The organism is Poriferisphaera sp. WC338 (assembly GCF_050931845.1).
In the GTDB taxonomy this organism is placed as follows: domain Bacteria; phylum Planctomycetota; class Phycisphaerae; order Phycisphaerales; family Phycisphaeraceae; genus Poriferisphaera.
This window is the reverse complement of sequence record NZ_CP194516.1, coordinates 2,345,670-2,369,540: the sequence shown is the minus strand read 5'-3', so window position 1 is coordinate 2,369,540 and position 23,871 is coordinate 2,345,670. Positions and strand designations below refer to the sequence as shown.

General features: G+C 46.0%; 16 protein-coding genes. 6 read left to right on the top strand and 10 right to left on the bottom strand.

What is annotated here, in order from left to right:
• Positions 1–48: 48 nt before the first annotated feature.
• A complete protein-coding gene (gene fbaA, locus ACQ6WK_RS09645; protein WP_432797176.1) occupies positions 49–1,098 on the top strand; it encodes a class II fructose-bisphosphate aldolase in 1,050 nt (349 codons plus the stop codon).
• Positions 1,099–1,191: 93 nt separating this feature from the next.
• On the opposite strand, the gene ACQ6WK_RS09640 is transcribed toward fbaA, so the two are convergent.
• The 5 genes from ACQ6WK_RS09640 to ACQ6WK_RS09620 form a co-directional block, all read right to left on the bottom strand.
• Positions 1,192–1,752, bottom strand: a complete 561-nt coding sequence (locus tag ACQ6WK_RS09640; protein ID WP_432797175.1) for a hypothetical protein — start codon at positions 1,750–1,752, stop codon at positions 1,192–1,194.
• A 264-nt stretch (positions 1,753–2,016) separates the two neighbouring features.
• Positions 2,017–2,532, bottom strand: a complete 516-nt coding sequence (locus ACQ6WK_RS09635; RefSeq protein WP_432797174.1) for a hypothetical protein — start codon at positions 2,530–2,532, stop codon at positions 2,017–2,019.
• On the bottom strand, positions 2,507–2,956 hold the full coding sequence (locus ACQ6WK_RS09630) for a hypothetical protein (RefSeq protein WP_432797173.1): 450 nt from the start codon (positions 2,954–2,956) through the stop codon (positions 2,507–2,509). The genes ACQ6WK_RS09635 and ACQ6WK_RS09630 overlap by 26 nt, the downstream gene beginning before the upstream one ends.
• The gene (locus ACQ6WK_RS09625) at positions 2,953–3,483 is read right to left on the bottom strand and encodes an RNA polymerase sigma factor (RefSeq protein WP_432797172.1); all 531 of its coding nucleotides are present in this window, start codon (positions 3,481–3,483) and stop codon (positions 2,953–2,955) included. The genes ACQ6WK_RS09630 and ACQ6WK_RS09625 overlap by 4 nt, the downstream gene beginning before the upstream one ends.
• A gap of 168 nt (positions 3,484–3,651) precedes the next feature.
• Entirely contained in the window at positions 3,652–4,167 is a 516-nt protein-coding gene (locus ACQ6WK_RS09620; protein ID WP_432797171.1) for an NUDIX hydrolase, read from the bottom strand.
• Positions 4,168–4,262: 95 nt separating this feature from the next.
• On the opposite strand from ACQ6WK_RS09620, the gene ACQ6WK_RS09615 reads away from it, so the two are divergent.
• Positions 4,263–4,781, top strand: a complete 519-nt coding sequence (locus tag ACQ6WK_RS09615) for a ferritin (protein ID WP_432797170.1) — start codon at positions 4,263–4,265, stop codon at positions 4,779–4,781.
• 60 nt (positions 4,782–4,841) lie between these two features.
• On the opposite strand, the gene ACQ6WK_RS09610 is transcribed toward ACQ6WK_RS09615, so the two are convergent.
• Positions 4,842–5,771 (bottom strand): phytanoyl-CoA dioxygenase family protein, encoded by a 930-nt coding sequence (locus ACQ6WK_RS09610; RefSeq protein ID WP_432797169.1) that lies wholly within the window; start codon positions 5,769–5,771, stop codon positions 4,842–4,844.
• Between the two features lie 281 nt (positions 5,772–6,052).
• On the opposite strand from ACQ6WK_RS09610, the gene ACQ6WK_RS09605 reads away from it, so the two are divergent.
• The gene (locus ACQ6WK_RS09605) at positions 6,053–7,576 is read left to right on the top strand and encodes a carboxypeptidase M32 (protein WP_432797168.1); all 1,524 of its coding nucleotides are present in this window, start codon (positions 6,053–6,055) and stop codon (positions 7,574–7,576) included.
• Between the two features lie 61 nt (positions 7,577–7,637).
• On the opposite strand, the gene ACQ6WK_RS09600 is transcribed toward ACQ6WK_RS09605, so the two are convergent.
• Entirely contained in the window at positions 7,638–9,833 is a 2,196-nt protein-coding gene (locus ACQ6WK_RS09600; protein ID WP_432797167.1) for a secretin N-terminal domain-containing protein, read from the bottom strand.
• Positions 9,834–10,324: 491 nt separating this feature from the next.
• Here ACQ6WK_RS09600 and ACQ6WK_RS09595 point away from each other — a divergent pair, with 491 nt between their 5' ends.
• The 3 genes from ACQ6WK_RS09595 (at position 10,325) to ACQ6WK_RS09585 (ending at position 16,872) form a co-directional block, all read left to right on the top strand.
• Positions 10,325–11,257 (top strand): PEP-CTERM sorting domain-containing protein, encoded by a 933-nt coding sequence (locus tag ACQ6WK_RS09595; RefSeq protein ID WP_432797166.1) that lies wholly within the window; start codon positions 10,325–10,327, stop codon positions 11,255–11,257.
• A gap of 608 nt (positions 11,258–11,865) precedes the next feature.
• The gene (locus ACQ6WK_RS09590; RefSeq protein WP_432797165.1) at positions 11,866–14,895 is read left to right on the top strand and encodes a hypothetical protein; all 3,030 of its coding nucleotides are present in this window, start codon (positions 11,866–11,868) and stop codon (positions 14,893–14,895) included.
• A gap of 96 nt (positions 14,896–14,991) precedes the next feature.
• Entirely contained in the window at positions 14,992–16,872 is a 1,881-nt protein-coding gene (locus tag ACQ6WK_RS09585) for a hypothetical protein (protein WP_432797164.1), read from the top strand.
• 19 nt (positions 16,873–16,891) lie between these two features.
• On the opposite strand, the gene ACQ6WK_RS09580 is transcribed toward ACQ6WK_RS09585, so the two are convergent.
• The 3 genes from ACQ6WK_RS09580 to ACQ6WK_RS09570 all read right to left on the bottom strand — a co-directional run bounded on the left by ACQ6WK_RS09580 (position 16,892) and on the right by ACQ6WK_RS09570 (position 23,754).
• Positions 16,892–17,959, bottom strand: a complete 1,068-nt coding sequence (locus tag ACQ6WK_RS09580; protein ID WP_432797163.1) for a LacI family DNA-binding transcriptional regulator — start codon at positions 17,957–17,959, stop codon at positions 16,892–16,894.
• A 143-nt stretch (positions 17,960–18,102) separates the two neighbouring features.
• Entirely contained in the window at positions 18,103–20,412 is a 2,310-nt protein-coding gene (locus ACQ6WK_RS09575; RefSeq protein WP_432797162.1) for a glycoside hydrolase family 95 protein, read from the bottom strand.
• A 102-nt stretch (positions 20,413–20,514) separates the two neighbouring features.
• Positions 20,515–23,754 carry a glycoside hydrolase family 2 TIM barrel-domain containing protein gene (locus tag ACQ6WK_RS09570; protein WP_432797161.1) on the bottom strand — a complete coding sequence of 1,080 codons (3,240 nt, stop codon included), beginning with the start codon at positions 23,752–23,754 and terminating at the stop codon, positions 20,515–20,517.
• Between the last annotated feature and the right edge of the window lie 117 nt (positions 23,755–23,871).

Here is a 23,871-nt window from a genome sequence, read left to right as displayed (position 1 = left end):
GCCGGTTCCCGGCCGAACTCCCAAGTTTCTAACGAAAGAGGTATCACTATGCCCGTTGCAGATTACGAAACATACTGCAAAATGCTGGACAACGCGTACAAGAACAAGTTCGCTTACCCTGCTATCAATGTCACCTCAGAAATTACTGCAAACGCAGCACTGAAGGCTTTCGCGGATCTTAAATCAGACGGTATTATCCAAGTCTCCACAGGTGGCGGTAAATTTGCTTCCGGCATCAATGTCGGTGACATGGTGGCTGGTGCGATCTCGATCGCTGAGCACGTGCACCGCATCGCTGAGAAGTACGACATCAATGTCGCGCTTCATACTGACCACTGCCCACCGAATGCAGTGGAAACTTTCATGGTTCCGTTGATTGAAGAATCTGAGAAGCGTGTTGCCGAAGGCAAGCTGCCTCTGTTCAGCTCGCATATGCTTGACGCATCAGGCCTGCCCATCGAAGAAAACATGGACCTTTCCGTACCAATCTTTGAACGTATGGCCAAGATCGGTCAGATCCTCGAAGTCGAAGCCGGCGTTGTAGGTGGTGAAGAAGATGGTGCTGCCGGTTCAGAAGATACTCCAGACGACAAGCTCTACACGACACCGGAAGACATGGTGTATGTGTACAAGCGTTTGTCTGCTGTGAAGGGTGGCCGGTACATGTTTGCTGCGACCTTCGGCAACGTGCACGGCGCATACAAGCCGGGTGTTGTGAAGCTTGATCCTTCGATCCTCAAGAAAGGCCAAGACGCGATCAAAGCCGAGTTCGGCGATGACGCTTACTTCTGGCTTGTCTTCCACGGCGGTTCAGGATCAGAAAAAGCCAAGATCGAAGAAACCCTAGACTATGGTGTTGTGAAGATGAACGTCGACACCGATACGCAGTATGCGTTCACCCGTGCGATTGCGGATCACATGTTTAAGAACTACGACGGCATTCTCAAGGTTGACGGCGAAGTGGGCAACAAGAAATTCTATGACCCACGTGTTTACCTTAAGGCTGGCGAAGAAGCTATGGCGAACCGTATTAAAGAAGCGATCATCGACCTTCGTGCTGAAAATAAGAGTCTTAATCTTGCAGGTGCTAGCGCCTAATCGGTCTCGATAATTAGAAAATAAAACAAGCCCCGGACATCATGGTCTGGGGCTTGTTTTTTTAAGTTGTATATATCTTCCATTATCTGATCATTATTTGTTCTGAATGATGTCGATGAGCTGATCGAGTCCCTTCTCGTGGGTTGCTTCGCTGTCGGGACGCAGATTGATCTTCGCCATCTCAAGTGTGAGGGCGCGCTTGACCGCACCGCTTGAAGCATTGGGCATGGCCTTCATGAGAAAAGCCATGTATTTGTCTGGCTGATCTTCCAGCACATGGCCGGCAGCCATAATTGCCGCGATACCAGCAGAGTCTGCATCATCGACGACATCAGTATATTGTTCAACGAGATCGAACCAGCGATTGTAGAGGGCTAATTTTTTGAATGCCATCCACATGTCTGGATTCATGCCCATGCCTTTATGCATCATCATGCCTTTGCCCATCATCCCTTTACCCATCATGCCGTCCTTGCGCATCATTTTGTCATTGTCCATTCCATGCATCATGTTGCCGTCTTTGTCCATGTCGTGCATCATGCGGCCGTTGTCTTTCATTTCATTATCCTGCGCGTAGCTTTGGTAGCCTACAAGCAGAATGAGAGACAGTGAGAGCAGCGATGCTAGAGCGATATTGATTGATCGCGATTTCATATAAAGATCTCCTTGTTGATGAGTGACTGATTCATAGCGACTTATCCGCAGGGGATCGTAGGCATGGCAAGGCAAGGAATCTGTGACTGACGGGAAATAGTCATGTAAACTAGCGAGAATCCTAAGGTGCTGTGGGGAGATTGGATAATGATGTTGTTTAGATAAGTGGACATGCCCATGGGTTTACTGAGCGCAGTAAAAAAGCTTTGCGATTGAGGTCGCAAAGCTTTCCGGGGGAGATGACGGGCGGTTACGCCACAGCTTTTAGGGCTTGTCGTGGATCAGTTTCTTCAGGTAAACCAATCCTTTGTCCCTTTGATCTGTTTCTTTGTATGTATCAGCAAGTCGAAGGTAGATTGCACGGCGGACGGTGGGGTCTTTGGTTTCGGGTAGCACGCCGTTGAGGAATGCGGCATACTCTTCTGGCTCATCGAAATAATCTTCAGCAGCCATTACCGCTGCGACTGCTGAGAGTGATGGCTTCTTGGCGATTTCTGCGACTTGATCTACTACGTCAAGTAGGCTTTGCACGAGATCAATTTGGCCTTGGAACAGTTCAAATTCGTCAAGCTCATCTTCAAAGTCAGCTGCATACATAAACCGAGCATCCAACTCATCCATATCCTCCATTGCATCTCGATAGAAAGTAGAGGGTGCGGTTTTATCATGTGGATGTGCGGTAGCTTGTTGATTGCTTGGCAGCCATGCGAGGCCAATTACCATACACAATGCCATGAATAAGAGGGCCGCTGTATTAGATTTGTTGATTTTTGTTTTCATGAGATCTCCTTTGAATGCTTGTTCTGGATAATCCGAACGGGATGTTTTTAAGTTTCTTGGTATTAAAACGGACTTTGGTAATGTTGCTCATGCTAGGCAGTTTATGCCGTTGGATTTGTGCATGATCATTGGATGTTGAAGTTAAGCTGATCGGTGCTTGTTTGAAACGGATGGTCATGCGGTGTTTGCTAGGTGTGGTAGTTGATTGTGTGAACAGTAGCGCGCCAAAGAGCATCAGTGCGATTGCTGCCGCCGCAGCAAGTGCGGAACCGGTAATAAGGAGCTTGAATCGCAGAGATTTCTGAGGATGATCGTGATCCTTAAAGTAAATGTCGTCGACCAGATTTCCGGGGTACTGCAGGTGAGTGATCTGTTCACTAAGTTGGTTTAGTTTTGCTTCAATATTTTTGTTTGAGTCATTCATGGTTTGGACTCCATTTGTTTTCGCAGCTTGGCGAGTGCTTGAGAGAGAGTTGCTTTGACTGTGCCAGCAGCAATGCCTAGCGTTGTTGCGGTGTCCTGTACCGAGAGATTCTGTAAATATCGAAGTGAGATCACTTCGCGTTGCCGATCGGGTAAGTCCGAGAGAAGCCTTTTGATTTGTGTGATCAATTCCTGCTGTTCTGCAATATGGTCAGGGGTAGATCGGTGGCTTGGTTCTTCGGCCATTGTGAGTGGTTTGTTGTAATGCTTTTTACGCTTGCGCCGAAGTTCACGGCAAACATTCAGAGCAATGCCCAAGGACCATGTGGTGATGGTGCTTTGGTGATTAAATTTTTTAAGTGACCGCAAGAACCTCATTGCTGTTTCCTGAGTTGCATCTTTGGCAAGGTCACTGTCGGCAAGTAATGAAACGCAGAATCGAAACCAAATATCCTGCAGATGCATGATGAGTTTGCGTTGCGTAGGTTTACATCCAGCGAGAGCTTGTTTGATCGCGGTATCGTCCATAGAGACATTAGGATGGACAGATAACACTGGTGGAGCTGGCGCAGTGCGATGCTTTTTTTGCGTTGCGTGTGATGGGGTCATGTTTAGCTGGCCCATGTGTTGTGACTGGTAGTGAATGTCATTGTGGGCCAAGCGGTTTAGTGCGAAAAGTAAAAATTTGAGAATCTGTTAAAAACCATGTTTGGGCAGGGCAATAGTCAGCTTTTCGATGAAATAGGCGGAGTTCGGGATGGCGTCTGGTTGAGCGAGAGCTTCTTCGGTGGTAAGCCAGAGGGGCTCCGCGATTTCATATGGATCTGGCGTGATCATCTGTTGTGCGGGGTCGAGTATGGCCAAATAACCAAATAATGTTAGCGGACGGTCATCAACTTCGTGATGCCAAACTTGTTGGAGAAGATGAACCGTGAGGCCGAGTTCCTCTTGCATTTCACGGTGAGCGGTTTGTTCATGTGTTTCGCCATGCTCACGAGCACCGCCTGGGAAGCAAACCGAAAGCGGAGCCGCAACATTTTCGGACCGTCGGATCATAAGCCATTTTCGATCTTCAGCGCGATAAATAGCGACAACTACACCATGTACGCGGCCATTGTGTTGTGGGCGATTTCTAGTCGGCGATTTTTCGGAAGATTCAGCCATCAATAGATTGTAATCGCAACGCAGATGGAAGCCTATTCCTGCGGTCATGAGAAGCCGTGCCTAGAATATTGTGACAGTTGCAAACATAAAATCGGTATAATTGGCATTCACTCACGGCGAACCCGGGTCAAATGAAAGGCAACATGAAAATGCTCGATGCAAAAATTGAAAAAGCACTGAACCGACAGATCAATCATGAGTTAACGGCGGCATACAGCTACTTTGCAATGTCCGCATACTTTGAGGGTATCAGCCTTTCTGGATTTGCAGCATGGATGATGCGTCAACGCGAAGAAGAACTTCAGCATGCAGCTCGTTTGTACAACTATCTTATGGATAGAGGTGGCAAATCAGATTTTCCGCCGATCGGTTCGCCGCAGGTTGAGTTTAGTTCAGTAATAGATGTTTTTGAGACAGCTTTGAAACTAGAGCAAGTCAATACGGCTGAAATCAATGATCTTTATCAGCTTGCGGCTGGTGTTCAGGATTTTGCCACACTCAGTGCGATGCAATGGTTCCTCGATGAACAGGTCGAAGAAGAAAAGAGCATGGGTGAGATGCTTGATATGGTGAAGTTTGCTGGCAATGATAAAGGCGCGTTGTTGGTTTTGAATCAGCAACTGGCCAAAGGAAATGCCGGGCAAAATGATGCGCCGGCATAACGTTGAATGGTCTGGTTTTTTAATCTGTGAAATCACGTGATTCTTAATTGCGATTTTGTTTTAGCAAGAAACGTTTTTACCCTCGTGACCGAATGCATCGAGCCGAACTTGGTCGCCAACCTCGAATGCGCTTTGGGGGATGTAGTGGAGTTGGATGGCCCAGCGGTAATCATTGCCGCGGTTGGTGGGTGTACCATGGGGAAGCTTGGCGTCGAAGACGAGGATATCACCGGCTTCCATCGGGGCGCAGGTGCTTTGAATGCCCTGCATTTCAGTATCGCAGATTTGCCAATCTCTTCGCATAAAATGAGCGTGTGGACCATCTTTATGTGCACCGGGAAGCATGAACATGCAGCCGTTTTCTGGAGTGACTCGATCCAGTGCGATCCAAACGCCAACAATGCGCGTGTCCAACGGCAGATTGAAATAAGCATGGTCCTGATGCCAAGGTTTCTCGCGGCCATTAGGTGGTTTAATCATCGCCATATCTTGGAAGAGTTTTGCGGGTTCACCCATAAGCGTTTCAACAGCTTCAATAAGTTTAGGATGTGTGGCGATGGCATGCAGGGCGGGGTGGTTGTCACAGAAGTATGAAAACTTACGAACATACTTTGCTCGGATATCAGCGGGTACATTAGGTAACTGCTTGCTGATATCGCCTAAGGCGAGTGCTTCAAGCGCAACATCCTCATCAGTTTCTTCATGAATTGCATTGGCATTTTGCATGTGTTGGCGGATTAAGCCTTCATAGAAAATGTCTTCACATTTAGGATCATCTGCGTGGGCCATGTCGTTCAGTGTTTGGCGAGCAGCGTGAACTTGGTTGGGGGTTAATCCTCCATCCACGATCAAGTAGCCGCGCTGGTCATATTGATCAAGATAGTTTTCGGCAAGGTTTTCCCAGCCTGCATAGCGATGGTCTGCGATCTTGTCGCTTTGATACAAGGCGGGATCGTGTGTCTCGATTTCTGGCTCAATGACAACTTTCATGGCGATTCTCCAGGCTGAGTAGAGGGGTGCTATATTGGTATTCAACTGATATATTAGATGTGTCTAGATGTTGTGTCAATAAATAAATTAAACTGTATATGCAATAAAAATAAGAAAATTTAGCTGGCGATATTGGTATGTCAGCGTTGCGAATTTGTTTGACGGTTTCCTTGCTTTTATTCCCGCAGTTTGGTGAGAACTCGTGGTGTAAGATGTGTCGGGCATGGAAGTTGGGTAAAACAGCATCGCAAGGTCAATCTGCAGCAGCAAGGAGCATGAGTGTGAATCAAAGGAATGCATACCAACAGCTAACATCACACTGGGTTGATTTGAGTGTGCTTGCAAGTACAGCTTCGGTACTCAGTTGGGATCAAGAAGTGATGATGCCGAAAATGGCGGCGAGCCATCGGGCGAAGCAGCTCGCGCAGTTATCAGGGATGGTTCATGGTCGGATGACGGATGAGCGTGTGGGTGATTGGCTTGCAGCTTGCGAAGTTGATGATGGATTAATGGGAGATCCACTAAGTGAGTTCGCGGTCAATGTCCGTGAGTTGCGGCATAAGTATGATCTTGCAACAAAGCTGCCGGCGGAACTGGTGACTGAGTTGACGGAAGTCGCCAGCATGGCGCAAGGTGTTTGGGCTAAGGCGCGACAAGAACAAAATTTTAATATGTTCAAAGATGATCTTGAACGCGTACTGAATCTGTTGCGCGAAAAAGCAAAGTGCTTTGGTTGGGACGAAAAGAATGGTGAGGCGTGGGATGCACTAGCGGAAGAATATGAGCCAGGATGTCGGGCAAAAGATGTTGAGCGTGTATTCGAGCCTCTACGTGATCAGCTTGTGCGGTTGCTGGGTAAAATCAAAGCCAGTGGGTATCATCCGGATGGCAAGTTAAACAAATTAGAGATACGGGAAGATAAGCAATATGCATTTGTGAAAGAGGTAGTGGATACGCTTGGTTTTAATTTCGAAGGTGGACGACTAGATCGATCGGCACATCCGTTTTGTTCAGGTGGCGGACCACGCGATGCACGGATGACCACGCGATTTCATAAAGATATGATCGGCGATGCATTGGGTTCTACGATGCATGAAGCGGGGCATGGGATGTATGATCAGGGGATGCGTGAGGATATGTGGGGCCTACCGATGGGGGATTATGTTTCTTTGGGGATTCATGAGAGCCAAAGTCGTATGTGGGAGAATTTAGTGGGGCGGAGTAAGGCGTTTTGGCAGTGGTGCTTGCCGGTGTTAAAGAAACATATTGGTGAGGCAGTATCATCTATCCACGAGTTAGATTGCTACGAAAGCGTCAACCGTGTGGAAGCAAGTTTGATCCGAGTTGAAGCAGACGAGGTGACGTATAATCTGCACATTATGATTCGGTTTGAGTTGGAGCGGGCCATGGTGAGTGGTGCGTTAGATGTAGCAGATTTGCCGGATGCATGGAACGAGAAGTATCGGGATTATTTGGGTGTGAATGTGCCGCATGATGGGGTAGGGTGCTTACAAGATGTGCATTGGTCATGTGGTGCGATGGGTTATTTTCCGACATATACGCTAGGGAACTTATATGCGTCACAGTTTTTTGAAGCGGCTGAGCGGGAAGTGGGTGACCTTGGTGCGAAGTTTGCAGCGGGCGAATTTGATATGTTGCTCAATTGGTTGCGGGAGAAGATCCATCGACAGGGTATGCGTTATCGTGCGGCGGATTTATGTGAAGTGGTGACGGGTGAAAGGCTTAGTGCCGAGCCACTGATGCGGCATTTGGAATCGAAATTCGGTGAGGTGTATCATTTTTAGCGATAGCGATCTGTGGCTCTTGATTTTCACACGATGGATTGGGCGAGTTAAATTTGTGTGATTATGGCATGATGATCGGTGAACTGGCGGGATATTGCTGGGAGAGGTTGGCGTCCTTGATGCTGCGTGAGGAAAAGTATTTGAGGTCGGAGAAATCGTTGGCACGCATGATGACGGGCCGCATAAAAACATACATGATGGATTTGTTGTCTTTGTCTTCACGTGAGCCAAAGAGATATTCGAGAACTGGGATTTCGCCGAGGATAGGCACGCCGGCCTTGGAGTTAGAGGTATCGGTGCGGTGAACACCACCAACGATGATGGTGTGTGCATCAGGAACTGTGACGACGGAGTTGATCGAGTTGTTTTGGCGTGGAGGAGGGATTCCATCGGATGATGATTCTGAGGTGAATGAACTTAATTCAACCGCATACTCAAGTCGAAGATGATCACCTTCTGCGATGTGCGGTGTGATTTCGATGGTTGTGCCGGCATCTACGTAGTTGTTGAAGCTGGTTGTTGCAACGGTGTCAGAAGAGTTGATGCTTGTGGTGGGTGATTGGAGTGTGCTCGCAATGCGGCCGCTCTCATTGTCATTAACGAGCAGCCGTGGCATGGAAAGGACACGGCTGTTCCCGTTTTTCTTGAGTGCTTGAATAATAATATCGGCTACGTCAGTTTTGATAACAGTGCCATTGAAACCGGCTGTAGGTTTAATGGTGCGCGTAGATGTGCCGCTTTCGATTTCACTAAGGCCAAAACTGGTGAAGAGAGAAGATTTGACGCCGTCACCAACATTGATTTCGCCACCCAGTTCAACGCCTAAATTGATATCAGCATTGCGATCGACTGTGATGATGGTGCATTCTATGAGGACTTGCGGACGACGGACATCGAGCATGGAGATGAGTTTTTTATAGAACGCCTGTACATGTTCAGGGCCGATGACGATGATGCTGTTGGTATTATCATCAACTGTGACAACGACATCGTCATTAGAGAAGGCATTGGATGGAGCGGATTGAGTAGTAGTTTGCGGATGGTCTCGGTTTTTGCTGGTGGCGGGTGATGTGCTGGTTGAAGTGGCCAATGTTTGCTCACCTGTGAAGATGACGTTTTCGTAGCCTTTTTCAGCGACGGCCTGGACAGTTTCATGGACTTCCGCGGCGGTGGCGTGCTCAAGTTTATATCTGCGGATAGGACGAATATGAACGGTGGGTTCGATGTCAAACTGTTTGACGAGCGATCGGATCTTTTGGTGGACGAGTTCACTACCAAGTACGATGAGTGATGCGGTTTCGTCATCGCGCGTGATCTGGACATGCTGTGACGTGTTGCGGCCAGTACGATAAAGATTGGCAAGAATACTTTCTAGTTTTTCTGGTTTGGTGTACTGGAGCGTGTAAACCTCAAGAATACGCGAATCTTCATAGTCAAAGAGATTAACAAGTTCTTGCATTTCACGAACTGAATGGGGCTCGCCAATGACGATGAGTTGGTTATTGCTTTGGCTGGCTTTGATGGACACGGTTGTACGCAGAGACCCAGTGATGGTTCGCTTTTGAGTTTCGATCTGTGACAGTTGTTCCGCGAGTTTGGCTGCATCGACATGTTTAAGTGCAATGAGTTCGATGCTAATTTGAATGCCTGGTTGGTCGTAATGATGGACGAGTTCAAGAACCTTCTCGAGCTGAATGTTGTAATCGGTGACTAAGATAGCATTCTGTTCTTGAATTAATATCGCACTGCCACCGGGCATGGTAAGAAACTGCTGGATGATAGCAAGTGCTTGTTTCGCATCCATATGTTGCAGTGAAATCAAATGTGTGACAACATCATAGGCGGCAACATCGTTTGAGGTTAGTGGAGTGACGACGATTTTTTGCGTGAGACTACTGAGTGATTTGATTGGGATGATACGCTTCCATTCAGCATCAGTATCGATTACAGCAAGGCCTTTCATCTTAAGTGCACTTTGAAGGATGGGGAAGAGCGTGTCTTCAGGAATGGCGGATGGTATTTTTAATGTGATTCGCTTGTTCTCAACGGATTCGTCATAGAGCAATTTCATATCGAGTTGTTGTGAGACAAAATCGATGAGAACTTTAAGTTCAAGGTGAGGGCCAAAGTTAAGTTCAATATTCTTCTTATTCTCTGGCTGGGGTTGAGCTATAAGTGAGGTGGTGATAAAGGATATTGAGAAAAGAAAAGCGGCAATACGATTGATGATGTTGTTGCTAGGTGTGTTAAAAAACATAATTGTCAGTTCTGTATTTAAACATTAAGTAATTGGTCGTTACTGTCTGCGTGTTCAGTTTATTGTTTCGTTTAAATCAAAAGTTACAAGCATATCTTGGATAATATTGTCATATCATGATGCCGTTTTGTGTTTGCTGACAACATCTGTTTGTTCGTCTTGATCCGGAAACTTCACGGTTGTGGTAGTGTTAAACAGCGCAAAGTTTGTGCTTTATTTTTAATCGTGGTTTGTCGTGTGAGAAAATATGTTTACCGCTTAATTGTTTGATTGTTAGTGTGTTACGTCGGCAGTGTAAGAAAATCATATGTTTTGTGCTTGACATTATAGGTGTATTGATGTTAAATACAAGAAATCGGAACGCTCCGAATCTCTGGGTGGATCGCTCCGATAGCTTGGAATACGTCAACATACAGCATCGCATCTGTCGCGATATGAATCACATTTTTTTAGATAGTCACATTTAAGAGAGTCGAAATTAGGAGGCACGAATGTTATCAAGCAAGTTTTATTTACCAGTTCTAGCGGGGTCGTTGATATGTGCGAGTGCGCAGGCAAGCGTGATTAATGGAACACTTCAGAACGGTTTTGCTACGCGAGATCTTAGTGTTACGACACTGTTGGGTGGCAATGAAGAGGACATGAATTCAATTCCAGATGTTGTTGATTGGACTTACTGGAGAGCGTTTGAGGGGTCTGTTGCTTTCGGAACAGTGATTGATGGTGTTACCATTGGTACGTTCGACCCTCCGCCGCAATCGATGGCTTATACCGCTATTTCGAAAAATGCTGGCATCATTGACAATGACAATGTGAATATCACAAAGTCAAATGACAACCGTAATTATCGTTGGTGGTCAAAGAGCGGAACAACTTTTGTATCTAGCTCGACAGCTACAAAGCATAATGCTGGTTGGTTCTTCAGCGATGGTGATGGTCCTGTTTTTACCCAAGAAACAAATGATGAAGGGGAGCTTGTTGATGTGCCCGTTGAGCCGGATGAAGATCGCGGTAAACTCGGCGCCACTTTTGCAAGAAGAAATGGTGGTTCAACCAACGAAATTACAACAACGCTCTCGCTTGATGCTGGATCATATAGCGTCTATCTTTTCATTGACGTTAATGCTGTCTTGGTTGATTTGACCGCAACGCTTGATGACGGTGCTACTGCAAGCGTGACTGCACCGATTATTACAAATGGTGAAGGGGCTACGATCAAAGGAAAGCAAGTTTGGCAGCTGGATGTTGATAGCGATTCTTCCCAAACACTTGCATTGAGCCTTTTCGGTCAAGGTATTGATCTTACCGCTTCCAGCTTTAACTTAGATGGTATTGTGGTTACGCAAGGGGCTGCTGTTCCTGAGCCTGCGTCATTGGCGCTCATTGGTCTTGGTGGACTGGTTGCGCTTGGTCGTCGCAGATAAGCATTCGACATAAGACAATGATTTGAATAGATGTGTGTGAAGCACACTTGGTTATCGATGTGTTCGAGCTTTGGTTCGAGCACATTTTTTTCAACCTTTTGCTTACAGGTTTCGGGTTCATTATACAAACGTGAAATTGATTTTATCCATCGTTCCGTGGGAATATTCATATTCTGCTATGTAAGAAAGGATTTGATATGTCTAAGAGCGTAGGTGTCTTGGGGAAGGGACTCATCTTAGCTGGCGTCGCGTTGGCATCTGCCATTTTTTGCTCAAGTCGGGTTGATGCTCAAACCCGTCCACCTTTACTAACGATGCCGCAGAAGGTCGTCTATCCGTACTTAGTTGCACCTGAAGAGTATCCGGAGTACGGCCGACGTGACACTCCGCCGAGTACATGGGGTGTATATAACGATCGCATGACATTTGCGAATCCCTCGTGGTACATTCAGCGTGGGAATCGTACAAATCGTTGGGATCGCCATCCTGCGATTCCGGGGCAGCCCGATCCAAATGGCCGCTTTGCAGGTGCTCCGGAGAACGTATTTAATGATCCGAATGAACCTGCTAGTCGCCCAAATTTGCATCCTGGCCAGATTCAAGCGTTGATGGCCAAAGATGGCTTACTGGGCTCATCAGGCTTCAAACCATTTCGTGTCAACATAAAGAGTTCTAGCCAGAATTACCGAGGTAAGCCGGAAGTTCATCGAGCGTATGCCAATGGAATGGGGCAGCTCTATGACATCTTAGGACAGAACTTACTCGGTCTTAAGTTTGGTGAAGCTGATGCGACGTTCTACAACCATTCTCCAACTTATATGTATCCGTTTTCTCGAAAACGAGAGAACTTGGTTAAACCGTTCCAGGATCACTTGTGGTTTTTTGCGGATCAGATCGGCTATCGTGTGCGTGGTCACAATAACGATTCTGGCTACCATTATTTGGCGAAGGAAAATACTTTCACACAATCCGGGTCCCAGATACTTGTTTACAAAGGTCAGGATTTACGTTCGACTTTGGCGTGGCATCGTGGTGCAAATAAACAGTATGGTTTGCTATCTGAACTACAATTTTCGGGTAGAGGCTGGACGGCAACACAGCGCCGTCAGTTCTACGCGGCATATTTGGCGAATGTTGCATTATTAGCAACAGAATTTGGTCTTACAAAAGGTTCGGACACGAATGAATATTCTGATTTTGGAGAAATGGTGTGGCAAGGGATTGATTTTGTCAATAATAATCCGTCGCCAGGTACGTTGCAGACACCGGTAGCATTCATGTTAGATTATGATAATGGTTGGCGGCCATGGCATCACTCGAAGACATTTCGCATCTGGAATGTGATGCGCTACAACCTTGGTGATTATCAAACATACGCTCATTTCGCAGAAGCGTATCCCAATTACGATAATGGTGATGTCGATAAATATGAGACGAATAATCGTAGGGCTCAGCGTTATGCGATGGCAGATACCCCTTATGGTGACTCATTCGATATTCTGCTGAACGATGCGCGACAAGATGTGTTGAATAAGTATGCAGTTGTCGTTGCGTCGGGTGATTTCAATACGCATCTCGAATCTACACGTGAGAAAATCGAGAGCTTTGTGCAGCAGGGCGGCCAGTTTATTGTGACTGGTGAGAATGCTAAAAAGCTTTGGCCGGATATGAATATTGGTCAAACAGTTACCACCGTCCCTAAACGTGCACGTATCGTGTGGGCGAATAATCCGCGGAAGCGCGTGGTGGAAAGTTATGAGTTTGAGTTGTTATCAATCGGTTCAATTCCGGCAGGCGCATCAGTTAAAGGTACTTATCAAGGAACGCCAGTCGTGATTGAATACCCGATGGGGGCTGGCACGATTACGATTTCACTTAGTAGATATGGCACTCGCAAGAATGAAAATACAGTGAAATGGTCGCCGGGATTTAGCAATTCCAATACTGAATTCATGAATCCATTGTCACGCGTAAAGCATCCTTTGGTTGGGCATTACCGCGAGATGTTGATTGAAAAATTTAAGGCATCACGTTTGTTTGATGTCGGTGGTCAGCTTGGCGTGCAATATATGGTTTGTAAAACTGAAAATCCAAATGAATACACTATTGGTGTATTTAACGATACGAAAACAAGTAAGTATTTTAAGATTACATCTCACATAGGCACGATTCTAAGCGAACAAGAACTTACGCTTACAGATCTCTTCTTAAAGACGCGCTCAGATTTCTATCCGCAGAATGTTTCACCGGGCTTGTCTGATGCGACCCATATTGAAGCGGGTGATGTGAGGTTGTTCCGTGTACTGGTCGATGAGAATGGTGTTAACACAAAGAACAAGATTTCACCTGAGAATCAGCCAGTAGGTAAGTTGCTTGCACTGGATACACCAGCAAATCTTCGATATAAAATTTCAACTTGGCCGTCTTTTTTCTATCACTTCAATGGGTTTAAATTGACGGGAACGGCATTGCGCAACTACAGCAAAGCCAAGTTAATTGAAGATGCAGTCTGGCTGAATTATAACAACATGCAGTTGGTTGTTGATGCCCGCGATCTTAGTAACGAGGACGATTTGCTCGACGTTCTGGATAAAATGAAGGTTCTTACGCATTCATCTCACGTGCTTGTTAATGGATTCTATCCTAATTTGATGACTGAAATTGTGAATACTTCAATTGCATTAAGCATCGGCTCTTCATCTGATATCAACCTGATTGATCATAATGCAGCGCCGAATGCATCTGCAAGTGTGAACGTTCTCGATTTAGATTATGAAAAATGGGATGACATCTATCATGATGTGAAAAAAGCATTTTATTCTTCTACGAATATTGGTCTTCGTGGGCAAGTGTTTGTAGTGCCGAATCCATCTGTGCAAAGTGTGTCGAATTTCAAACGCAACCGATTATTAGCCTTCCGCAAAGTTGATGATGTAAAGGAAGCTATTGAGGATACACCCGGTTTCTTCTCGCATTTTGGTGGTCTTATGGTTGAGGCAGAATATTTACGTCAGTCGGATGATAAGAAATGTCTGGAAGAGAAACAGTATCTGGATACCACAAACTTACGAATGATTGTTGATCTATCGCCTCAGATGGACCATTACAGCACCATATCGATGTACTCTCAGACTGGCTCAGTCTATCAGCGTGGTCTTATTTATATAACAGATGTTTTTGACAAGATGCAGATGATGGGCCTTGACTTGGCGGTCATCAATGTTTGTGCAGAGGATAATAACAAACAATACTGGATTGACGGTCTTGAAGAGATGTGTCAGCTGGCAGCGGCTAGAGGCATCACGTTGTGTGCACGAAATAGAGGGTCATGGAATACCGCTAAAGGTTGGATCAGTGATTTAAGTGGTACAGTTTCGAATCTCAAGATTGCTGCAACAACAGCGATTAAGAATACTGCGGCTCGATCTGCATTTTCTGATCAAAGCATCACGGGGGTGATCCTGTTGGCGAACTCAGACGGAAACCACGTGAATCGTGTTCCTTTCCCAATCTCTGCCTCTGGTTTCAGTACGATCTATAGCAACTATGCGATCAGCACGAGTTTGCCGATTGTGCTCGAAGCAGAGTACCTTGATCAAAGTGAATTGGATGCTGATATCGCTCAGCTTTTCTGGTAAAGCACAATATAGCAGGCACACTTAACGGTGTGTTTGCTGCTTAATAATTTGTTGTATTTAGCTTTAAATAATGAAAATGGAGCTGGAGATTCAAACATGAAGAAGAGAATGTTGTGTATGTCTGTGGGGGTTCTTCTTTGTTCATCTATGATCAATGCATCGCCAATCACGGTTAGTTCGCCGATTGGGTTACGCGACGCACTTCATACTGATGATGAGGGTAAGCAAATCAGTTTACTTGGAGATGTTTCGAATGGTTATGTAGTGGGGCAATCGTATCGGTATTCCGGTCAGGCGGCTAAGGGCACATCGGCTTGGAGACATGATGTAGAAGCAGGCATGACTATACGTATTGGATTGATTGATGATTTACATACATATAAGAATGATAGTAGCCAGTGGAGCAATAGGCAGGGTAATCGTGCGACAAAAGTAAATGGGTCAGGCCATATAATTGGGCAGGCAGATCGATATGACAATACGTCAAAACGTGGCGAATCCGCGTGGTATTTTAATGGCATCTCGACTAAGCAGATTGGATTGCAGGGTGGAGTACATACCAAATCGAATGGCCAAGTTAGAAATATAGCTGAGAAGATCAGTGACGGTGGATATGCAGTGGGTTATGCGGAGCGATATAATAATTTTTTATCTGCTGGACAATCGGTGTGGCAGTATGATGCCGAGGCGGATACCACAACACAAATTGGACTTTATGCTGGGAAGCATCTTGGTACAGGAAGTACAGCACACGCTCAAGTCATGCAGTTAACTACAAGTGGGGAAGTGATTGGTTCGTCGACTCAGTACAATAATGCTGGGTTCATCATGGGGCAGTCCGCGTGGTTGTATGATGGTGTTTCTACAATCCAGCTAGGTTTGGAGGCAAGTCAGCCGAGTATTTATTTGAATGCGAGTAATCAATCCTCGTATTCAAATGCTGTCGCAATTAATAACAATCAGGCGGTGATTGGCTTTTCTAACCGCCAGGACAGCGCTGTACAGAATAGAACCGCATGGCTATATGATGGCAACTACACTTTGCTTGGGTTGCACGATTCAATACATCAGAATGCGAGTGGATATAGCAATACGAATCCAGTTGCATTGAATAACTTAAATCATGTAGTGGGTACCGCGACGCGATATGCTGGTGATACAGAATCTGGACTGTCAGCGTGGTACTTTGATGGTAGGTCGACATCACGTATTGGCTTCTACGACAACATTGAACATAGTACGATCAATGATCCTTATAGTGTGTCAGTCGTTACAAAACTTAATGATCGTGGCCAGGCGATCGGTTACTCTGAGCGTTTCTATGAAGCATTTGATTCAGAATTTGGAGAATTTTATGCTGAATCAAATGGCCAATCTGCGTGGATTTATGATAGCCAGGTGGATACGCATTCACGGCTTGGTTTTAGCGATGCTGCTCATACCGGTGACAATCAATATCAATATTCAGAAGCACAATTTTTAAGTGATACGGGTTATGTTGCTGGCTACTCAGAGTATTTTACTTCGGGAACAGCATCCGGACAGACTGCATGGATTTATGATACCGCGACAGAGATGACGACATCACTTGTATTTTCAACATCTAGTAGTGGTGAGCGGTATTCAGAATTACTTGCGTTGTTTGATAATGGCACGGTCATCGGAAAGTTCGATCTATACACTAATGGGCAAAGCGAAATGCACTTCTTCCTTTACTCACAAGCCGATGGGATGATAGATTTGACTGATATATTGAACACTCAACTTATATCTGCGGGGTGGGAATCGATCAATGCGAATACGATTCTTTCATCACGAATTTCATCGTCAGGTGATGTAGTTGGATTCGGTACACCAAGTGAGAATAACGAGAGTCTTTTAGCGTTTCTTATTAGCACACCAATACCTGAGCCTACAGCACTCTTAGTTTTTGCAGGGTTTTCTTTGCTGGGAGTATTACGAAGAAAACATATATAGTAGAGCAGTGGATTGCGATTTATTTGCTTGGGGTGCTGACGGATTCTCTTTCGATGAGTGTGGGTTTTATCCGTACAACACGAGCTTTGCGTTTGGGCTTGCTCATGCGTTCAAGAAGCAGTTCAACAGCAGCTTTGGCTTGAGCTTCAAGATGCGTATCAAGTGTAGTGATCGCGGGGACAACGTGTGCGCTTTCAGGAAGATCATCGTGTCCAATGAGGGAAATGTCGTTTGGGACGCTAATATTGTGTCTGGCAAATGATGCTGTGGCAGTAATGGCGAGCTGATCGTTGTGGCAGAAGACAGCGGTGGGGCGTTTTGATGTGGGTGCGTTGACCCATTTCTCCACAAAGGCATCAGTTACCTGCTGCTGACTTTCATAATCGTCGTGTTTGGGGCCGAGGAAAGTCCACTCGTCAAGGTAGAGTTTGTGTTTTGTAAGTTCATCGATAAAACCAGCGATGCGTGATTCTTTCGCATCCCGGTCTTTAAGTGGTGGTGCGCCGAGATAGCCAATGCGCTTATGATTATTCTTCAGGAAATATTTGACGGTGTTACTCCCCGCATCATATTCGTCAAGCACGATAGAATCTGTTTTTTGTGCCTGCATGCCGATGGCCACTATTGGTACATGGCTGATACTTGCGGGGAGCTTTTGAATATTGCTATGAATGGAGAAGGCAGGTGCGATGATGAGTCCATCGATGCGATCAGCAGCAAGATGCATAAATTGTTCACGCTCAATCTCTGGATCATTCTCGGTGACAGCCAATTGGAGTCTGAAATGTAGTCTTCTAAGCTCTTGCTCAATGTAATATGTGAGCCAAGACCAATAGGAGTTCCGGAAGTCACGTGTTAGCATCAATCCAATGAGTCGAGAGGAACCGCTTGCGAGTGACTGAGCTGCACGTACTGGCGCGTAGCCCAGTTTTTCCGCAGCTTCCATTGCACGTTTGCGTGTATCTTCACTGTAGTTTTCTCCGGTCCCACGATTCACAATGTCAGACACGGTTGTTCGTGCAAGCCCGGCAGTCTTGGCAACTTCTTCCAGTGTTACCCGCTTCTTAGATTTGGTTCGATAATTCATAAGTCCCATTCTCGTATAACGACGATTGTATGGAACTAGTCTATCAGTCATGAATATAACTGGCAAAGATAATAGGCGGAATCCTCTTACAAATAGCGGAAGGCGTGATTGGACAAATCATGACTCAATACATTTAGAATCGGCTATGTTTGTAGCTCGTAAGTTGTATTGGGTTGGGTTTCAAACGCGATTGCACTAAAAGGTGCGGCCTCCGTGTTTGAGGCATGCTTGAGTGAAAGTGTTTGGCTGGTACCTGTTCGGATGGTACAGGTGTTGCCATGCTTGCTGAGGACGGTTGCAGAAGTAAGCTTGCCATCGGCCCAAGAAAATGAGATTTCAAAGCCACCACGAGCGCGGAAGCTAAATATTTCACCGTTGGGGATAGTGCTAGGGAGTGCGGGAAGGAGAATGATCTCATTGCCATGCGATTGGATAAGCATCTCAGCTACGCCAGCAGGTGCGCCAAGGTTACCATCAATCTGAAAGGGTGGGTGGATATCGAAAAGATTTTTGAGTGTTTTTTCGCGAAGCAGACGCATGATCATGTTGTATGTTTCGTCGCCATCATGAAGTCTGGCATAAAAATTAATGAGCCATCCGAGGCTCCACCCCGTGTGGCCGCCGCCGTGTGCAAGGCGGTCCTCAAGTGTTTTACGTGCACCTCCGGCAAGTTCTGGCGTTTGTTGCGGAGAAATTCTGCCAGCGGGGTGCAGTTCATACAGGTGTGATATATGGCGATGGCCGGGCAGGGCATCATCCATCGGCCAAGGCCATTCAGCAATGCGGCCATCGGGCGTGAGTTCAGTACGTGCTACATGTGGGAGTGCATCACGTACTTCCGTGATAACCCCATCGTTGTAATCAAGAACATCAGCAGCTTCAAGTAGATTGCTGAACACATCCACAACTAATTGTTGACTCATGGTACAGCCCATTGCGAGCGAGCCTTCGCTGCCGTCTGTCATTTTATATCGGTTTTCAGGTGAGGAATCGAGGCCACAGACAAGCTGCCCTTTTTCATCTTTCTCCATATAGTCCAAGTAGAATAGAGCGGCTTCTTTGAGTATCGGTAATGCGCGGTCTTTGAGGAAATCTTGATCTTGGGTGAAGCGATAGTGCTCCATAAAGTGTGAAGTACACCATGCAGCGCCGTGTGGCCACATGCCGAATTGTGGATTGCCAAAGGGACTGGTGAAGAACCATGCATCAGTGGTGTGGTGAGCGGCAAAACCACGGCAACCATAAACTTCTTTGGCTGTACGTCTTCCATCTGGAACTAGATGCTCCGTCATGCGAAGAAAGGCATCGTGGCAGTCGCCTAGACCGACAACTTCAGCCATCCAATAGTTCATCTGAATATTGATATTGATATGGAAATCACTGTTCCATTGTGCGACGAGTTTGTCTTGCCAAATACCTTGCAGGTTCGCAGGGAGTAAGCTGTTGTGTGAACTGCATAGGAGCAGGTATCGACCATAGTGAAAGTGGAGTGCAATAAGATCAAGATCCTCTGCGCCATTCTGTACGGCTTCAAGACGCTCGTCGGTCGGATGTTGTTGTTTTTCATCATTGCCAAATGACAATCCAACACGGCTAAAAGATTCCTCATGTATTGCAGTATGATCAGAGAGTAATTGCTCGACTGATTTTGCTGATGCGATCTCAATACGTTCACTGTTGATGCCGTGTAGAACGGTATCACGTGGCCAACCGGGATCGTCGATGTTGTAGTCCGTTGATGCTGAGAGGATGATACATACTTCATCAGCATTTTTAACACTGATATGATTTTCCTCACCTTGAGCAGTGCCGTTTTTATTGATGGCTCGTAGTTGAGCTTCCCACTTCACGCCAAGATGTTTCCCATCATGTTGTGCTTGGCCATTCATGAGAAGACTGTCATCAGAAGCTGAGTAGGTTGTGACGAAATCACCTGGGCGATCAAGCTTAATAGTGGCAGAGATACTTCCGGGCTTACTGGCCGCGATATGAATCACTACGACATTATCAGCCATGCTTGCCCATGCGCGGCGGATATACTGAACTCCGTTGTTGGTAAAGGTTGTTTCGCAGACGCCGGTGTTGAGCGAGAGTGTACGCTTATAATCGGTTGTATTTCCGGTAAGTTGTTGATCAATCCAGATATCGCCGAGTGTTTGATATGAGCGAGGATAAATTCGTTCTGGAAGTGCGTCGGCAATTAATGTGTGTGCTTTTTGAATTTCGCCGTTCTTCCAAGCCATTTTAGCTTGCTTCATGGCCTCTTGAAATTCTTGGCCGGCAACGGGAACTGGCGGGCCAGCCCAGATGGTTTCTTCATTAAGTTGAATGTGCTCTTTGGCAGGGTTGCCAAAGATCATTGCACCTAATTTACCGTTGCCGATCGGCAACGCCTCGACCCATTTCTCCGCAGGTTGACGATACCATAATGACCACTGTTTCGGATCTTGCATATTTGAACACCATTCTATAAATCAAGCTATTTATCTGTATTGATAATCATATCGTGGTGATACCACCCACGGTATGATGAAGGATCATATTCTGAGCCATGATTAAACGCGTGGCTGACTGACGGTCGTTTGACGCGCATTAATCCGCTCAGTACGGACATCCTTCTGAGCAGGTATTTGCGCAAGTATCTTACGTGACCTAGCGGCGAGCGAGCTAAAATCACAGTCGGGATCTATGATCGGTACAAGAAGCAGGCGAAGATGATCTTCAACCGGTTTCAGTTGATATTGATCTAATGTATCAGGTCCGCAACTGCTGTTCCCTAGGCCATGCTGTCCAATATCAAGGCAAAGAACAGACTTGCCACTGGGCGATAGCTCGTATGGATAATTCGCAGCATCAAGCTGTTCATCCGTATAGGGCAGGGCACTTATGCCCATGCCGGAATCGCGGTCAGTGATGATGAAGATCCCTTTGTTTTGATGATTCAGTAATGCGAGCCAGTAAACATTTTCATGATTGCCACATGCTTGTGGTCGCAAGTGTTGGTTATGAAATTCGTTTTCGATAGTACTGCTATATTGTCCGAATAGAGCGCTATGCTTGCGGTCATTGTAATTTTCGTGTGGTCCGCGACCAAAATAGTGCAATTGATGGTATTGCTCATCCAACTGCATCCTAATACCAAGGCGCGAGAGAAAATGAGGATGCTCGATGGGAAGGAAGCGGTTGTCCATGCAGATCGACCCATCTGCAAGCATATGGTAGGTGCTTTCCAGATTGATCTTGGACGTTTTACCTTCATACATAGAGAGTGATTGGATCATCGCGACGCTATGTGGCGTGTCTAAATGAGAATTCGTTGCAAAGCCATTTATGCGCTTGTTGTTGCGGGTGGTGAAGCGTGTTTGATTTTTGACGAGACGGATTTGGTTGAGCCCTGCATTTTTCCAGACACGTTCAGGTATATCATCACGCCATGTAGAAGTATCGTTGTCCACAGCCGCACGGTATGTGTGAAGTCGTGGGCTTACATCTGTATTGCCTATCAAAACAATATCATCCACAGTCCAATGATCAATAGCACCTGACATTTTCTTGTATAGGAGATTACTTTTGCCCAGTGAGATCTGGATGCCTGCTTCATCTTCGCTATATTTTTCAGAGTGATTAGAATCTATCGTGTTAGAATCTGGATTTGTATATGAAGCTGTTGCTAGATTAGGTGCACATACTTCAAATTGTTCACTAGCTGCTTCGAATTTTGTAGACGACCATAAGACATTCTCTTTCCGTGTGAAAGTGATGTTTAGATGGTAGTGCTTTGCGGGATCATAATCGATAGAAAGTCCAAAAAGTGGGGTTATGATTTTATATGTGTCACCCGGAGCACATGAAATACCGATCAAATCACCGCTCTTGATAGTATTGCCGTCTTCGAGCAATGACCATCTGATATCAAATGCATCAAGGTCCAGGATGTTGTATTCATTGTCAATATATAGGGTGCCTTCTTTGGCATTATCACATCGGCAACGAATCCATTGCTGCACTTTTTTACATTCGAGCAGCTTGGGCGTCACTTGTCTATCAGCTGTGACAACTCCATTGCCGCAGAAGCATCCGAAATTTGGTTGATCGCCGTAATCGCCTCCGTATGCAAAGTAGGTTTCGCCGGAGGGATTATTTTCAGCCGTAGTTTTTGGGACGGATTTGATGAAAGACTGATCAACCCAATCCCAGACGCATCCGCCAATAAGGCGAGGATACTTGCGAAACAAGTTCCAGTATTCGTTGAAATTGCCTAATGAGTTTCCCATTGCATGGGCATACTCACATAAGATGAACGGTTTGGTTTCGGCGCTTTCTCCCGCTATCTCAAGTTCATTCAGTGTGTAGTACATGCGCGTGATGACATCTGATTCATCATCCGCATATTCATAATGTAGTGGGCGAGATTGATCTAATGCACGCATTGCCGAAGCCATCAGACTAAAGGCCTCGCCTCGGCCAGATTCGTTGCCCATGGACCACATGATGATGGAGGGGTGATTACGATCGCGCAGAAGCATACGCACGCCGCGATCCACATGAGCCATAAACCATTCAGGGCGGTGGCCAAGTGAATCGTTGTCATAGCCCATGCCATGGCCTTCAACGTTTGCTTCATCAAGAACATACATGCCGTAAGCATCACATAGTTCATACCATTTACGGTCATTGGGGTAGTGGCTGGTTCTTACAAAGTTGAAATTATGCTGTTTAAGTAGTTCGAGATCACGAATCATCAATTCTTTGCTAACGACTCTGCCTGTGTTGGGATCGAAGTCATGACGATTGACGCCGCGTAGGATGACGGATTTGCCATTGACCCAAAGCTGCTGATCATGAATACGTACTTCTCGGAAGCCAACTTTTCTTCCGATGGTTTGTATGATGTTACCGTCCTGATTTTTCAGGCAGATCTCAAGTTCATACAAGTATGGAATTTCACTTGACCATGCCTTCACATTGGTGACGTCAAATTTGATGCTGCCGGTTGAATCAGTAAGGGTGAGTGATTTTGTTTGACTGGAGCCGTCACCGCGAAAGATACACTCGATTGTTGCGCTATGATGATCGCTGGTGTTGAATGACTCAAGCTCAAAATCAATATTAAGTTCTCCGTCGAGATAATGATTCTTAAACGATGTTTGCACATAGAAATCACGGAGATGAATCTCGGGGACATTAATTAGGTATACATCTCGGAAGATACCGCTTAATCGCCAATAATCTTGATCTTCTAAATATGATCCATCAGACCATCGGTATACTTCGCATGAGATCGTATTCTCGCCCGGCTGGAGGTATTTCGTGATATGAAATTCAGCCGGAGTCATGGAGCCTTGTGAGTAACCGACGATCTGCCCGTTAACCCATACGTAGAATGCACTTTGCACACCTGCAAAGTGGAGAATGGTTTCTCGCGCAGTCCAATTTTCAGGCAGAATAAATGTTTTGCGATAACAGCCAACGGGGTTTGGATAGGTTGCTTTTGTCCAGTGGCTTGGCACATCGCCCATGACACGCGGTGGATCGACCGTGAAGGGATAAATACGGTTTGTATAGATCGGCGGGTCATATTTGTCTGCGAGCTGCCAATGAGAAGGAACTTGCAGATCATCCCAATAGGAATCGTCATAATCATTTTTATAAAAATGTTGTGGTCGATCTTCCGGCGACTTACTCCAGGAAAACTTCCATGAACCATTTAAATCAAAGTAGCAATCTGAATGGGCGTAATCCATCACCACATCTTGAAGCATGCGGTGCATCTGATCGGCCGTGGAGCAGGGCATGAATGATGCTCGGGCGGTACGGCGGCAACGATTGAAAATGGATTCATTCTCCCAGTCGTGTGGCTCATGGTCCCCAGGATATGCAGGCGGCAAACATGTTTGGTGTAACTGTTCCAG